Genomic DNA, 14,710 nt, shown 5'->3' on the forward strand with positions numbered 1-14,710 from the left:
TCAAAAGGCTGCTACTCTTAGCTAAAGTAAGTCATTTCCAACACCGAATGACGCCGCGCCTTGGCAAGACTAAGGCCTCTGCCGGAATGAAATAATAATGAATGCACTGCCCTGCCCCGTATTCCTGTTCAGCATGGATTCTGATCAATTTTGGGCCGCACCGACGACTACCGGCGGACTTAAGGCTTACTACCAAGCCTATGGAAAACACACATCACAGTATCAGTTAGAGTTGATACATTTTCGCGATAGCGACGCGGTTGCCGCTTGGCAGAGCCAATGGCACAACACTGTATTACCCATGTTAAAATCAGCATTAGACGCAGGCCAACGACCAGTAGTTGGCTTTAGTATGTACACGTGGAACGCGGCGGAATTTTTAAGTTTAATCCATCAAATAAAAGTTGCCTGCCCCGAGGTGCTCTGTATCGCCGGCGGCCCCCATGTTCAACAAGCCGAAGATTATCTATTTGAAGACCCTATTGACCTAATTATTCTCGGTGAAGGCGAAACCACCTTTCAGGAAATTCTGGACACCCCTCTAGGCAATCCATGGACAGACGTTAAAGGCCTCGCGTTTTTAGAAAATGGCGAGATAGTCAAAACTCCAGAGCGCCAGCGGCGCACTCTGCTTGACGAATTGCCGTCGGCACTTGATGTTATTGACTTGGTCGATGCGGATGGCAACTGTCTGTACGACTCAATATCCTACGAGACCAGCAGAGGCTGTCCGTTTAAATGTGCGTTTTGCGAGTGGGGAACCGGTGCGATTGGCACCAAGATGTATCAGTTTTCTATGAAGCGAGTACGCAGCGATTGGCGTCGTATAGTCGACGCTGGCATTAAAGACATCTGGTTGGCAGATTCCAACTTTGGTGCATTAAAAGAAGACCTCGAAAAAGCCCAGTACATTTGTGAACTCAAGGCCGAGACCGGCCTACCGAGTAGCTTCGCAACATCTTGGTCAAAAAAACACAGCCCGCGGGTTCAAGATATTGTATTGCTATTACACCGCAATGGCCTGCTCCCCCACTACCAACTGGCCTTGCAAACATTGACCCCACTGGCCTTGGAATTAAGTAACCGCAAAAATATGGGCGCCAACAAATACGAACCCATCGCCAAACAGATGGCCAGCGAGGGCGTTCCTATTGCGGCAGAGCTAATATGGGGCTTACCTGGCGACAATTTACCGGAGTTCGAACGTAATTTAGATCAATTACTGCGTACCTTCCCCAACTTGAATATCTTTGCCTATACACTGCTGCCCGGCACTGAGTTTTATGAGCGACGCGACGAATATAAGATCGAAACTATTCCTGTCGCTGGCTATGGCAAAGCCAAGGGCGAGTATGTGGTCGCTTGCCATACCTTTGATCGCGACCAAGGTATTGAAGGCTATTTTTTGATTACTGCGCACATTTTATTTGCCCACGGCCACCTGCTTCCGCTATCGATTCGCTACTTAGCCCTGCAAGACAATATCACCACCGCACCACTGCTGCGCAATTTACTACGCGCCGTCTGCGCAGAATACCAAAATGAATTACGTGATATTGATTTAAGTGATCGCATGGTGGTCTATGAAAACAGGGCCCGCCTCTACACGGCTATATTGCAAAACCCTGATGCGCTGTACACACTGCTTCGTCAGCAGGTCTTTGCCTATTTGGATGCCGCAAATTGCAAGCAACATAGCGACGCCATTGCCAATATTATCGATTTAGATCAAGCCCTATCACCCCGCGTTGGCGGGCCGACTGAAACCGAGTACAGCTTCAACTTCGATGTTATCAGCAGTAAAACGGCACTCGACTGCCTGAGTTTGCCAACGCCCGAAGACCTGTCACCTAAAGCCCAACGTTTCAAAATTAAAAGCCCGGGGGGCGTCGGTACTATTCTGAAAGACCCCGACGGCGGTGGCTGGCTGCGGGGCGAAATACTTAGCCCCACGATTGAGCTGCAAACCGTGCGAATTATACATCCCAATGTTAAACCTCAGCTCAGTCCTCAGTGAGGCTAAGTTGACTCCTCAGGCCTTAACTCGCTGCTAAGGCCGCGCGAATTTTTGCAGCTGCCGCGGCGAGGTCTTCTTGCTCTGCCATTTTAGCATTACCGAAGTTGGCATCTTCCATGGTGTTGATTGGCACTAAATGCAAATGTGTGTGGGGCACCTCAAGGCCAATAATCATCATGCTGACACGCTGACACGAAAATGCCTTCTTAATTGCCTTGGCAATGGTCTGACTAACAGCCATCAAATGCGCGGCAAGAGCTTCAGGCAGATCATCCCAATGGTCTACTTCTTGACGGGGAATAACGAGAACATGTCCGGCCTGAATCGGCGCAATTGTCATAATAGCGACAGCCTGCTCATCTTCCCACACAAAATGGCCGGGTAATTCACCTTGAATAATCTTCGTAAAAAGCGTCGACATAATAAAACCTCACACTAGGGTAGAAATTAATTGTTTAAATATGCGTTTAAGATTTAGCTCGATGTCAGCTTTGCCCGTTAAGGCAAATTGCTCCGCGATGGCAGCCCAATCATGGCCCAATAATAAGCGCGCAACAGCCAAGTCTGCATCGCTCACTGCCCGTAAATCACAAGCTAAACATAACTGCGCCAAGCTTGCTGCCGCCTGTTCGAAAATCAGTTCACCGTCGCAGTAGCGCTGTGCAGCCACAACGGCTGATGTCGGCACAACGCGCGCAGGATCTCGCGTTGACGCAAGTAAAACGATAAGTAAATCTGGACCTAGCCCAACATAAACACTCGCTAAACTGAAACTCAAATCCTTATTCAATTGTCGCGCGAGTCGCACCGCCGCCGCGTCTCGCGGTGGGCTGAGGCCTTTTACGACAATCAGTGAATACAAACCGCTAGCACTGTCGCGACGACTACCCAAATAGGCCGGAGCGAAACCCTGTGCCAACCAAAAATTTATTACTTGCAAGTCCGCCGCGAAACTCGAAGACAAATACGCAATATTTCGGCTGCGTGCATAGCGTTCCGCCGCCGTCAGCATGGCCATTCCTAGCCCCTTGCGACGCCAATCCGCCGCTACTGCAATCCTATTTATGCGCAAACTTTTCGCCGTTAGATAGCCTGATTCGGCGCTGCAATGTGCTAAGCGCTGTGCAGCCAGATGCCCCGCTGGGCGTCGCCGACCTTTAATCACGTCTACGGCCAAGTCCTCCGCAAAATCGCCCTCGGGCAATAATTGGCAAACACCCAGAACACAGTTGCCGCGAAGGGCAATAATTAACACTGCGTCACCATCAAGCAAATACTGTAAATCTTGTGGCGTGGTTTGGTAATGGGCTTGCACCAGCAAGCCAAATACTTGGCGCAATAAATCATCGTTGCATAGCGCCTCGCGATCAACAACGCGAACCGTCAGCTCGCCGTGCTCGTCGTCGCCAGACCGTGGCTCGGCATTCAATAAAAATAAGGTATTCAAGGCCTGTTCCAGCGGATCATCCACCGCCCAACGGATCGGCTCAACCAAGGATTGCCGCCGCCACTGAGGTCGCTCAGCGTCTAATATCGCCTTAAATCGAATATCAAAGCCACGGCCACTGCCCTCATAGCCGTGAACCGTACTGGAAAAAACAATACGAGGACAGCGAAGCAGCAAGGCACGCAAACCTGCCACGGGGAGTGCGGCCGCCTCATCAACAAGCACTAAATCCCAGTGATCACGGCTTTTTAGCGCCTCATCAAAAGGCAAGTACTTGAGAAAATTAGCTCCAACAAAGCAACTGTCGTCACGCCATTGCGTCGCAGTGAGCACGCCGGCTAAATGTTCAAAGGCGCCTTTCACCGCAGCAAAGCTCGGCGCGGTAATTAGTACTCGTCGACAGTCATTATCTTCTGATGCAAAAAGCGCCGCCACCGCCAAACCGAGGACGCTGGTTTTACCCCGGCCCCGGTCTGAACGAATCACCAAGGGCCGCTTTGCCCGCCCCGTCGCGACGGTTTTAATCGCAGCTAAGGTAGCGATTTGGCTAGGTGTTGGCAGGGTTTTCCGCCATTTATCACCTGTGTTTGGCGCATTACCACTGAAGCCATTTTCTTGATCCCAAATGAAGCAGCCTTCTAGGCCGACCGCGAGTCGAAGCAATCGCTGCATAAAAACAGAGGGCCGAACATTGCCGAAGTTTGACTGATCGCTAAAATAGCCCGGCCACTCAGAAAAGCGCGGACACAGTAATAACAGCACACCACCCGCTGTTAAACAGCCCGCGGCAGCCAGCCAATCATTAAGTTTTTGGTGATTATGCGCATTGATAAGCAGCGACGAATACTCACTGCCAAGCGTATTTTCTGTTTTGCTAGGCGTAAGCCCGCACAATTCGTGTCTGGCCACCAGTAGACAATTAACAAGAGCCGTAGGCACATTCAATAACTGTGTTTCACACCACGTGGCGGAACCTGAAATGAACACCAAATACCGGTGTCCGCTGTGCAGAGCCTGGGCGCGTAACCGTGCATAGACATCCGCTAAGCTGAGCTCAGAATCGCTCCTAAAATGAAGGTTCACGACGTATTACTGCTGGGATAAACCGGCGCTTCGTTCATACGCATATGTAGAATTAAGCGATAATCCTGCCGGTAAAAATCGGCAATCTCGGTACTAAGATATTGCTCGGCGCCGTCGACAAACCTTTGTTTAACCTCAGATTCGAGGACAAAGCCCGCAAGCAAGCCCGCTTCAATGAACCCTTCAAGTCGATATAATTCCGCGGGAGGAATATCTAAACCTTGTTGCTGATCGCTGAAAAAACAGTTAATTTTCACTGATAACTGCGCGCAAAAGTCTTTTGCAGTGCTCATTATTTTGCCAATTTGCGTTCGCGCTGCACTAGCACCCAAGGCGCGACAACCACTGCCCACACCTCACATTTTTCTGCCAGCCAGGCTTTAGCCTGAGTTTCATCTGCTTTCTGAAGCAAGCCTTTTTCCAACAGCTCTGCAATGTACTCCGCTTTATCTTCCGCAAGCGCCACCGCCGTGGCAACCAAATCTAGTTCCGCAGCAACCACCAAAACCGTGCCTTGGGCATAGAAGCGCTGAAGCGCTTCCCAATCAATTTTCGAGGTTTCGCGATTGAGTTTAATACTTAATTCAGAGGGCAACGCGGTCATGTTCACAATCCATCTACAATGCAGACCCTGTTAATAGAATAACAAGGCTACTCACTAATTTAGGCTAGGCCACGGTAGAGCCCAAGGTGTTTGGCAGTCTAACAAAGCCGCTGCCAAGCCTCCATCAGCAAATAGCTGGCCCTCCTTGGGAAGCGAAATATATTCGCGCTGCTCGCCGCGAAACGTAAAACGCAAGGCGGTAGCGTGGAGATACATACGGTCACTGTCTTGAATTGTAGGCCCGTAGCGACGATCGCCAAAAATCGGCACCCCAAGGCTTTTCATTACCACCCGCAACTGATGGGTTTTTCCGGTATAGGGCTTCAACAAATACGCCCGTCGCCCCTCACCTAGGCTGTAACTAAAAAACTGAGTGAGCGACGGATTGCTGCGCGTTCGACTAAGTAAATAGCTGCCACTGCGACTTTTTTTAATATCGCCAACGACTGCGCCCTGCTTTTTACTCGGTTTGCCGTCAGCGACAGCAAGATAGTATTTCTCTACTTCGCGATTGGCAAAAAGCGCACCGAATTCAGCGGCTGCAACAGGGTTCTTGGCTAGTAGTAATAATCCAGAGGTAGCATCGTCTAAACGATGCACTAAATGCAGCGACTCCCCTGGAAAATCCGCGTTCAAGATGTCGACCAAGCTTTGCTTGGTGTTATTGCGATGAAGATTAACGCCAGGGCGTTTATCAATAACGATGTAGTCCGCAGTATCTTTTACAAGTTCATAGTGCTTAGTTTGATCCACAACAGTCATATTAATCAGCGTGGCGCTTACCGCTCTCATGGCCGTCGTGAAGCAAAGCGCGCAAGAGATCAATCTCGTGCATTATTTCGTCATCGGCATCTGAAAACTGGATCTGCAGCGCCATTTCCTCGAAACGCTCAGTATCATTACTGCGGGCTAGGACATCGAGTAATTGCATCTTTAGGCCCACATCATCGTGTTCAGCAATGGCAGCTTCTAGAATTAATTTAGCGCCAGCAAAATCGCCTAATTCAAGCGCGGCGGCGGCGCGATGATTGGCGTCGTCGTCCGCAGCTAAACTTTCCTGCGCGTGAAAACTATCATCACGTGAATCACTAAGCCAATCATCATCTATTGCTGACAAATCAAAGTCGACCAAGTCCGGCTCATCAGCCTCAGGAGCCGCGTCTTCATCTAAATTCGCGAACAACTCATCATCTAATTCAATTTCATCAATACTGATCGTTTCTTCTGCATCAGCAGAATCAAGAAGCAGTTCGTCGGTATGCGCCTCTGTAGAATCATTGGGTATCAAATTCAGTGCGGCAAAAACATCCTCACCGATCACCGCGCTTGCGGACTCGACTTGATCTGCCGACGCCGCTGGGCTCGGCGCCGAATCAAAGACATCGGATTCGCGCGGCTCGTCTCGCAAAGTAGGTTCAACAAGCGGATTAACACTCGGTTTTACAACACCTGAATGGGAATCCAGTGACGAAAACACATCATTAAAGGCTTCTTTGGTATTCGCTCTCGCAGCTACTGCCGCATTTACGTCACTCAAATCCACATTAAAGGCAGCATCTTTCTCTTCTCGACGACGCCGTACCCAAAGCAATAGGCCAAAGGCGAAGGCCGCAAGCGGTAACAGCCAGCGCCAATTGAGCTGCCAGCCCGTCGACGTCGGCGCGCTACTGATCGGCATTGCCGTATCGGCAGCTACCACAGGTTCTGGCTGCAATTCCGTTGACGCCACCAATAGTTCATCAGTCACAACTACGTCGGCATCGGCCACCGTATTATCAGCGTTTGGCAGGCCCTCATCGGCACTGGCCAAAGTCTCGCCGCCCAGCTCAGCGTCGAGACTTGTTGCTTGTACTTGACTGTATTGACTATTGAGACTGTCGAGCTGGCTCTGCAATGCGGCCAAGCGGGCCGTCATTGCCGTAATATTCTCTGACACTCGATCAACTTCACTGCGAACATCGACCAGACTTTGCTGTAAAAACTGCTTTTCAGTTAAAGCGCCATCGCTGTCGTCGGCTACAGACGAATTATTACCGTCATCCTCGCGACGATTTAAAATGACCTTGTCTTGCCCAAGCTGCCCCCCTGGGTTACCAACAGAACCGGTGGCGACGACCTCCGTTTTTTTAATTGTGGGCTTTGCCGAGATTGTTTGTGGATCTGGATCCAAGGGTTCTGGGATACTTTCAAACAAATCCAGAGTCATACGTTCTTTAAGTAAATTTCGATTGCCCCGGATAAACGCCTTGGGGTTATTGGCGTAAAGCCTATCCATCCACAGCGTAACCGAACCGCTTTTCACCTTGGCAAGACGAAGGGCAATAGTCCACAAGCTATCACCGCGGACCGTAGTGTATAAACTCGACTCAGCGGTTATTGCTTCGGCAACTGGAAGAGGCCTAGTTTGACGGGGCTCACTGCGACTCACGATAGCCGATGTTGAGCTTCGGTTGATGTTTTGTAGCGCAGACACGCCCTGCGCCGTATCTGCCGCCGCATTGACCGGTGGATCAAATAACAAGGTGTAAGCGCGGCTTAAACTACCATTTGGCCAGCGAACGGTAAGCATAAAATGTAAAAAAGGCTCGACTAAGGGACGATCACTGCGCAAGTAGACCGTGCCATTTCCACTCAAATCTACTTCGCCAACCGCCGAGATAGCGCGAGTATCGACCGAGCCGACTTCTATGCCGCTATCGTCGTCCTTAACCGGACTCAGGGTAACGAGCAATTGCTCACTTCCCAAACCATCTGCCCGAAAAATGGGGATCCGCGCAAACAAGGGCTCCCCGAGTTCAGAATCTAAGCTGGCTGGACCAAGCCCCAGTGCCATCGCATTCTGACTAACTAAAACCGCCAAGCACAGCGGCAGCATCGCCGGCATTTTGTATTTAGTCATACTTAATTCTCATTAAACGCATCGCGCCCAACTTCGGACAGGGATTAGTATAATACCTGATTGCTCTTTATTTTTAGCAAGAAACTCTAACACCTGCCATTAAACGTCGCAAAAACCACGAAAACAATGTTGAAAATCGATCAAAGTGGGGTATCTAAGCGCATCTTAAATGATTCTAGACCAATACTGGCAAAATAATCCCCCACGCCACAAACAATGAAAGTTTTCCCCATTTAGCGTGAATAAGCTTGTGGATAACTTTGTAGGAAACCACCTTGAGCGAGGATTCATGGGCACTGTCAGCTTACGGATAAAAATTAACCAAACTGCCTTGGCCTTTTATTTAGCTTGACTTCCCTCCCGCTGACCTTGGGTAAAAAGAAATACAATAACGGCAAACATAATCGCGGCGGCGCACCAGTACGGGTAGCTAGGGGATATTCGATAGAGGCCTCCACCAACAAGTGGGCCAATCATAAACCCCAAGCCTGCAGTCGACCCGAGCAGACCCGCCAGCCCGCCCTGTTCATTGCTTTGCACTGCCATGGTTGCGCTGGCGGCCAGCGCAGAAGCAGTTAATGCCATGCCAAAACCAAATAGAGACATCGCCAGCAATAGCGTTGGCAGCGTCGTTGCGTTTGCAAGCAAGGCATAACCGAGACATATAAACGGCAGGCCCCGTCGCAGCAAGCGCATAGGCGGTCCCGCATAGCGCTGTACTACAAGAAATTGCGCTATTAGCATAGCAGCGGAAGAGACGACCATCGCCATCGAAAAAATCTGCGAGGCACGAACACCATCTATATGTAGTAGGTCTTGAAAATAGAACCCCAAGGTCTGCTGAACCATTCCGAACAGACCATACATAATAAAACTGAGCAGTATGTACAATTTATAACGAGGATCAAAAAATGACATCGATACGACTTTCTGATCTTTTCGACGCGTGACCGGCAGTGGCGGTAAAAACCGCCAAACCATCAGCGCCACCACAAATGAAATACCAGCTTGGATGTACAGCGGCGCTAAATAACTAATATGAACAAACCACGCCAACGCGGGCCCAATCATAACGCCAAGCTGATTGAACGCTTGCATCTTCCCCATCCCCTTAGTCCGCTCGCTGACCGAAGTCACATCCGCCATATAAGCAGCAGACGCAGGATGCGTTGAACACATCAAAACCGCATGAAATACCCGACTTAGCACCAGCAACAGGTAGAGCATAGTTCCCACTAGCACACCGCTTAAGCCTAAAGCAGCGACCCCATTAAATATAAGCGTGCCCACCGCATAACCACAAAGGCCAAATATAATGAGGGGCTTGCGTCCAAGACGATCGCTAAGGCGGCCCATATAGGGCGCGGCCATAAAAAAGCTGAATGCGGTTAACGCTGACAAAGAGGTGATCGTCAACTCTTTACCCTGCAAAGCACCTAGACCAAAGGGAAGTTGAAAAACCAATTGATCTAGCGCCAATTCCCGACCTAGCATGGGTAAAATAGCAAACACGACCGTCTGGCCCATACCGACGCTCATCATGGCCAAATACAGTGTAATCATCATTTGCCATGTGGGTTTAAGGCCACTTTGTTGAGAGTGAGTCACTTCCTATGCATTCCTATTTTTTATAATTCGAACGGCGTAGTTTACAAATATCGCCAAGCACTCGCGCCCCTGCTTTAAGTATGGTTATAGTACACTGCTAACGCCCTCTAACTGCAACGGAAGCTCTTAATGCCCGACAGTCATACCAATACCCCTATTAGTCAGCGCTGGCTCAACCACCTCGAAAGCGCGGGAAATAGACTCCCAAACCCCGTTATGCTATTTCTCTATTTTTGCCTTGCGGTAATACTGGCCTCGGCAATAGCGCAGTTTCTGGGTTTAAGCGCAAACCACCCGATTAGTGGCGACACCATTGCCGCAAAATCGCTACTGTCTGGCGACGGCGTGCGCTGGATGATTAGCAATGCTGTCAGCAATTTCATTCACTTTGCACCCGTCGGCTCGGTTATCGTCGCGATACTGGGCATTGCGGTTGCTGAAGAATCCGGATTACTTGCCTGCGCCCTTCACGGTCTGGCGAGCAAGGCCCCGCAACGTTTCCTCAGTAGCTTTGTCGTCTTTGCGGGCGTCATGTCCAGCATTGGCTTTGACTCAGGCTATGTGGTGCTAATACCGCTCGCAGCATTGATCTTTCGCGCCGCCGGTCGCTCTCCGCTGGCGGGTATTGCGGCGGCGTTTGCTGGAGTCTCCGGTGGCTATAGCGCCAACTTATTACTCGGCCCAGTCGACGCTATTTTGTCTGGCATCAGCAGCGAAGCCATCCATTTGGTGGCGCCAGGCAGAGAGGTACTGACTAGCGCCAATTATTATTTCACCCTCGCCTCCACGCTGTTTATCACTGTTGCTGGCACGTGGATAAACGAAAAATTCGTCGAGCCGCGACTTCCGAAGCCGCAGGGCAGCGCAGACAAGCCCCTCGCAATCGATGACTCCCGCCAAGGCACAGCCTTGCGCAGAGTCGGCCTTTTTAGTCTGGTATTTGTCGGTATATTGTTTGCTTTGGTTCTGCCCGCCAGTGGTTTGATGAGAAATCCTGATCCAAACGGCCTTGCTGCACTGCCCTTGCTTAACGGCATCGTGGTGTTTATCGCCCTATACGCAATCATCGCGGGGGTTATTTTTGGCTACACTACCGGCAAATTCCGCGCCCAACACGACTGGATAAAAGCCATGGAAACCGGCCTATCAAGTTTATCTGGGTATTTGGTGCTCATGTTCTTTGCGGCGCAGTTTGTAAATTATTTCAACTGGACCGGGCTTGGCGCAATCGCTGCGATTAACGGCGCCCATTGGCTTGCAGGACTCGCACTTTCAAAAATAAGCCTGCTACTAAGCTTTATTCTCATCAGCGCCCTTATTAACCTATTAATTGGCAGCGCATCAGCCAAATGGGCATTGATGGCCCCCATTTTTGTACCTATGCTTTTTTTATTAGGTGTCGATCCCGAATCTGCTCAAATGGCTTATCGGATTGGCGATTCAAGTACCAATATTATAACGCCCTTAATGCCCTACTTCGGCGTGGTTGTGGCCTTTGTCCAACGTCACGACAAAACCGCAGGCATGGGTACGCTCATGGCATTAATGCTGCCTTATTCGCTGAGTTTTTTACTGGGATGGTCGCTATTACTAGGATTGTGGCTAGCAGCTGGACTGCCGCTAGGCCCGGGCTAAGCGGGCGACATTTGTCGCCCGCCACGCATTTACGACTGGTCTTGGACAGTTGCCGCCATTTCTTCAATATTAACGTGGCGAACATTCGCCCCCTTAACCAAATAGATTACATGTTCGGCGATGTTACGCGCGTGATCGCCAACCCGCTCTAGCGAGCGCAAGGCCCACATCACCTGTAGAACCGACGAAATAGTGCGGGGGTCCTCGATCATATACGTCACCAAGCTGCGCATGGCCGTGCCGTATTCAAGATCTACTGCCTTATCTTCTTCAGCAACCTCAAGCGCGAGGTCAATATCGAGTCGCGCAAACGCGTCAAGTGAACCTCGCACCATACCGGCAACATGATCACCAATATGGCGAATTTCAAGCACGCTGCGTGGTAAGCCACCGAGTTCAGTCAATTTAATAGCACTATCAGCAACCTTACTCGCTTCGTCGCCCATTCGTTCGAGGTCACTTAAAATTTTGCTTATCGACAAAACCAAGCGTAAATCGCTCGCAGCGGGTTGACGCCGAGCCAGGATGATTGTGCAGTCTTCGTCAATAGAGACTTCTAAGGCATTTACCAACGCGTCGCCTTTACGAACCTCTTCAGCCAAGCCCGTATCCAATTGCATAAAGGCATTGGTCGCATCTGCAACTTGTTTTTCGACCAAGCCACCCATCTCCAGCATGCGCGTTTTAATATCATCGAGCTCGGTATTAAACTGCTGGGATATGTGGTGGGTATGTGAATTCTTTTCTTTCATGCTTATGCTCCCAATAATTCATCAGCAAACAGTGATCGACAACAACTCAGCGTCAGCTTAACCATAGCGCCCAGTAATATAATCTTCGGTCTGCTTATTCGTCGGGTTAGTAAAAAGAACATCGGTATTGTCAAATTCAATTAGCTTCCCGATATACATAAACGCCGTATAGTCCGACACCCGCGCCGCTTGCTGCATATTGTGTGTAACAATTACGATTGTGTATTTATCTTTTAGTTCGTAAATTAACTCTTCAATTTTCAAGGTCGAAATTGGATCGAGAGCCGACGCAGGCTCGTCCAAAAGCAGAACCTCAGGCTCTACTGCGATGGTGCGGGCAATAACCAAACGCTGTTGCTGACCACCAGACATACCAAGTGCATTATCGTGCAGGCGATCTTTAACTTCATCCCACAGCGCAGCGCCGCGCAAAGAGCGCTCCACCACTTCGTCTAAAACCCGTTTTTTATTAATACCCTGAATTCGCAAGCCATAGGCCACATTTTCATAAATTGATTTAGGGAAGGGATTGGGCTTCTGAAACACCATACCTACCCGGCGGCGCAAGGTTGCTACGTCGACACGCTTATCGTAAATATTAGAACCGTCGAGAGAGATGCCACCGTCGACTCGGCAGGTATCAACCAAGTCATTCATTCGATTAAAACAGCGCAATAAGGTCGATTTACCGCAGCCACTTGGACCGATAAACGCGGTTACCTTTTTCCGAGGAATGACCATATTGACGTCAAACAAGGCCTGCTTCTCACCGTAGTATAGGTCGAGATTATCTACCGACAGAGTAATATCCTCATCGTGAATAGATTGCTCGCTACGATTGCGACCCAGTGATTCCATATTGATGGCATGTGATTTCACTGCCGCTTTATCTGTCGTCATAAAATTCGCCGCCTTTTCATTTACTTTATTCACGCGCTTACATTTCCAGTGATTTGTATTTTTCACGTAAATGATTACGCAACGCTACCGCACTTAAATTCAGTAGCGCAATAATCACCACCAACAGCAGCGCAGTCGCGTAAACCAGCGGGCGCGCAGCCTCAACATTGGGACTTTGGAAACCCACATCGTATATATGAAAGCCTAAATGCATAAACTTTTGGTCGAGATGAAAATAGGGAAAATTGCCATCTACCGGCAGGGACGGCGCTAACTTCACCACCCCAACCAACATAAGTGGCGCGACCTCACCCGCGGCCCTCGCCACAGCCAGAATCAGGCCGGTCATCATCGCCGGGCTCGCCATGGGTAAAACAACCCGCCACAAGGTTTCTGCCTTGGTGGCCCCTAAGGCTAGGCTGCCTTCACGCAAATTGCGAGGAATCCGCGCCAAACCCTCTTCCGTGGCCACAATGACTACCGGTAAGGTCAGTAGCGCAAGTGTAACCGACGCCCACAATAACCCGGGCGTACCAAAGGTTGGCGCTGGCAATGCCTCGGCAAACAAGGCCTTATCCATCTCGGCACCGAGAAAGTAGATAAAAAAGCCTAAACCAAACACGCCGTAAACAATTGACGGCACACCGGCAAGGTTGTTCACCGCAATTCTTACGATACGGGTCATTAATCCCTGTTTGGCGTATTCCCGCAAGTAAACTGCGGCAACCACACCAAAGGGCGTCACCAAGACCGACATAATGAGCACCATAATAACGGTGCCAAAAATTGCCGGAAAGATGCCACCTTCGGTATTGGCCTCACGGGGTTCCTCGGTAAGAAATTCGCCAAATTTTTGGACATAAAATACGATTTTTTGCCCTAGGTGCATGGCATTGGGGCGGTAGGCTTTTACCACGGTGGCCATTCGCTGCTCGCGAATTTCGCCACTGCTGGTTTCAATAGTAAAGCTATCTCGATTCCATTGGGTATACAGATCCGCTAATTGTCCTTGCAGCGCTTTATATTGAATATCCAGTTCTGCTCGTGATAGTGCAATATCCGTTTCAATTGCCTGACGACGCGATAAATCAAGCTCTGGGTCTAGCGCTAAACCCCGCTCTTTTAACCGCAGCTTTTCAAACTGATAATTAATACTACCAATTTCCTTTTTTTCAATTTTAGTAATTTTCTCGTGTATTTCACTGGCCCGCGCAATTCTTTCTTCGAAGGCTGCCCACACCGAACCAGCATCGTCAGAGCCGCTAGCCACAACCTGCCCCTGCTCTTTCACCTCGCGCAAGAAGCCGTAAAAATTACCCCATTCTCGGCGCTCTACAACCACCGCATCAACTGGGTATTCTGGGTTCTCAAGATGACGAGTGATTACCCACTGAAAATCCGCGCCGCCGACGTCGCGGTTCCCCACCTTAACCAGCTCACGCTTAACAAAAGCTTCATCGGCATTGATTTTAAAACCTGCACTCAAGAGCTGTTCAATGGGCACACTCTCGGCTTCGACTCGCTCCGCCAAGATCGGAACCGAGGACTCGCCAGGCAAGCTGTATTGCGCCTGTACGACCGATGCAGGCCAAAAATGGCCAAACCCGCGTACGGCTAACAGGAGCAATAAGCCGATAACGGCGAGTGTACTCACAGTAACCGCGGCTGCATTCATCCAAATCATGGGTTCGCCGCGTTTACACCACTCGACGAGGCCCTGCTTGTTATCATCGTGCAAAGACATTGGTAAATTTCCTGTAGTTCA

General features: G+C 50.0%; 12 protein-coding genes. 2 read left to right on the forward strand and 10 right to left on the reverse strand.

What is annotated here, in order from left to right:
* The first annotated feature begins 97 nt into the window (after positions 1–97).
* Complete coding sequence (locus AZF00_RS09885) at positions 98–2,017, forward strand: B12-binding domain-containing radical SAM protein (RefSeq protein ID WP_008249913.1); 1,920 nt, start codon at positions 98–100, stop codon at positions 2,015–2,017.
* Positions 2,018–2,039: 22 nt separating this feature from the next.
* Here AZF00_RS09885 and AZF00_RS09890 read toward each other — a convergent pair whose 3' ends face one another.
* From AZF00_RS09890 to AZF00_RS09920, 7 genes are all read right to left on the reverse strand, one after another.
* On the reverse strand, positions 2,040–2,438 hold the full coding sequence (locus tag AZF00_RS09890; protein ID WP_008249911.1) for an HIT family protein: 399 nt from the start codon (positions 2,436–2,438) through the stop codon (positions 2,040–2,042).
* 9 nt (positions 2,439–2,447) lie between these two features.
* Complete coding sequence (locus AZF00_RS09895; protein ID WP_008249890.1) at positions 2,448–4,547, reverse strand: GNAT family N-acetyltransferase; 2,100 nt, start codon at positions 4,545–4,547, stop codon at positions 2,448–2,450.
* Positions 4,544–4,840 carry a hypothetical protein gene (locus AZF00_RS09900; protein WP_008249888.1) on the reverse strand — a complete coding sequence of 99 codons (297 nt, stop codon included), beginning with the start codon at positions 4,838–4,840 and terminating at the stop codon, positions 4,544–4,546. The genes AZF00_RS09895 and AZF00_RS09900 overlap by 4 nt, the downstream gene beginning before the upstream one ends.
* A complete protein-coding gene (locus AZF00_RS09905) occupies positions 4,840–5,151 on the reverse strand; it encodes a DUF2288 domain-containing protein (protein WP_008249886.1) in 312 nt (103 codons plus the stop codon). The genes AZF00_RS09900 and AZF00_RS09905 overlap by 1 nt, the downstream gene beginning before the upstream one ends.
* Positions 5,152–5,205: 54 nt before the next feature.
* Positions 5,206–5,943 carry a TIGR01621 family pseudouridine synthase gene (locus AZF00_RS09910; protein WP_008249884.1) on the reverse strand — a complete coding sequence of 246 codons (738 nt, stop codon included), beginning with the start codon at positions 5,941–5,943 and terminating at the stop codon, positions 5,206–5,208.
* A complete protein-coding gene (locus AZF00_RS09915) occupies positions 5,915–8,050 on the reverse strand; it encodes a FimV/HubP-related protein (RefSeq protein ID WP_008249882.1) in 2,136 nt (711 codons plus the stop codon). Before AZF00_RS09915 ends, AZF00_RS09910 begins: the two co-directional genes overlap by 29 nt.
* Positions 8,051–8,389: 339 nt before the next feature.
* Positions 8,390–9,658, reverse strand: a complete 1,269-nt coding sequence (locus tag AZF00_RS09920; RefSeq protein ID WP_143829389.1) for an MFS transporter — start codon at positions 9,656–9,658, stop codon at positions 8,390–8,392.
* A 129-nt stretch (positions 9,659–9,787) separates the two neighbouring features.
* On the opposite strand from AZF00_RS09920, the gene AZF00_RS09925 reads away from it, so the two are divergent.
* A complete protein-coding gene (locus tag AZF00_RS09925) occupies positions 9,788–11,293 on the forward strand; it encodes an AbgT family transporter (RefSeq protein ID WP_008249878.1) in 1,506 nt (501 codons plus the stop codon).
* Positions 11,294–11,322: 29 nt separating this feature from the next.
* Here AZF00_RS09925 and phoU read toward each other — a convergent pair whose 3' ends face one another.
* From phoU to pstA, 3 genes are all read right to left on the reverse strand, one after another.
* Positions 11,323–12,045, reverse strand: coding sequence for a phosphate signaling complex protein PhoU (gene phoU / locus AZF00_RS09930; protein ID WP_008249869.1), 723 nt, complete (start codon positions 12,043–12,045; stop codon positions 11,323–11,325).
* 57 nt (positions 12,046–12,102) lie between these two features.
* Entirely contained in the window at positions 12,103–12,903 is an 801-nt protein-coding gene (gene pstB, locus AZF00_RS09935; RefSeq protein WP_197465760.1) for a phosphate ABC transporter ATP-binding protein PstB, read from the reverse strand.
* A 79-nt stretch (positions 12,904–12,982) separates the two neighbouring features.
* On the reverse strand, positions 12,983–14,689 hold the full coding sequence (gene pstA, locus AZF00_RS09940; RefSeq protein ID WP_008249867.1) for a phosphate ABC transporter permease PstA: 1,707 nt from the start codon (positions 14,687–14,689) through the stop codon (positions 12,983–12,985).
* Between the last annotated feature and the right edge of the window lie 21 nt (positions 14,690–14,710).

Origin of the sequence: Zhongshania aliphaticivorans (assembly GCF_001586255.1) — a bacterium.
Taxonomy (GTDB): domain Bacteria; phylum Pseudomonadota; class Gammaproteobacteria; order Pseudomonadales; family Spongiibacteraceae; genus Spongiibacter; species Spongiibacter aliphaticivorans.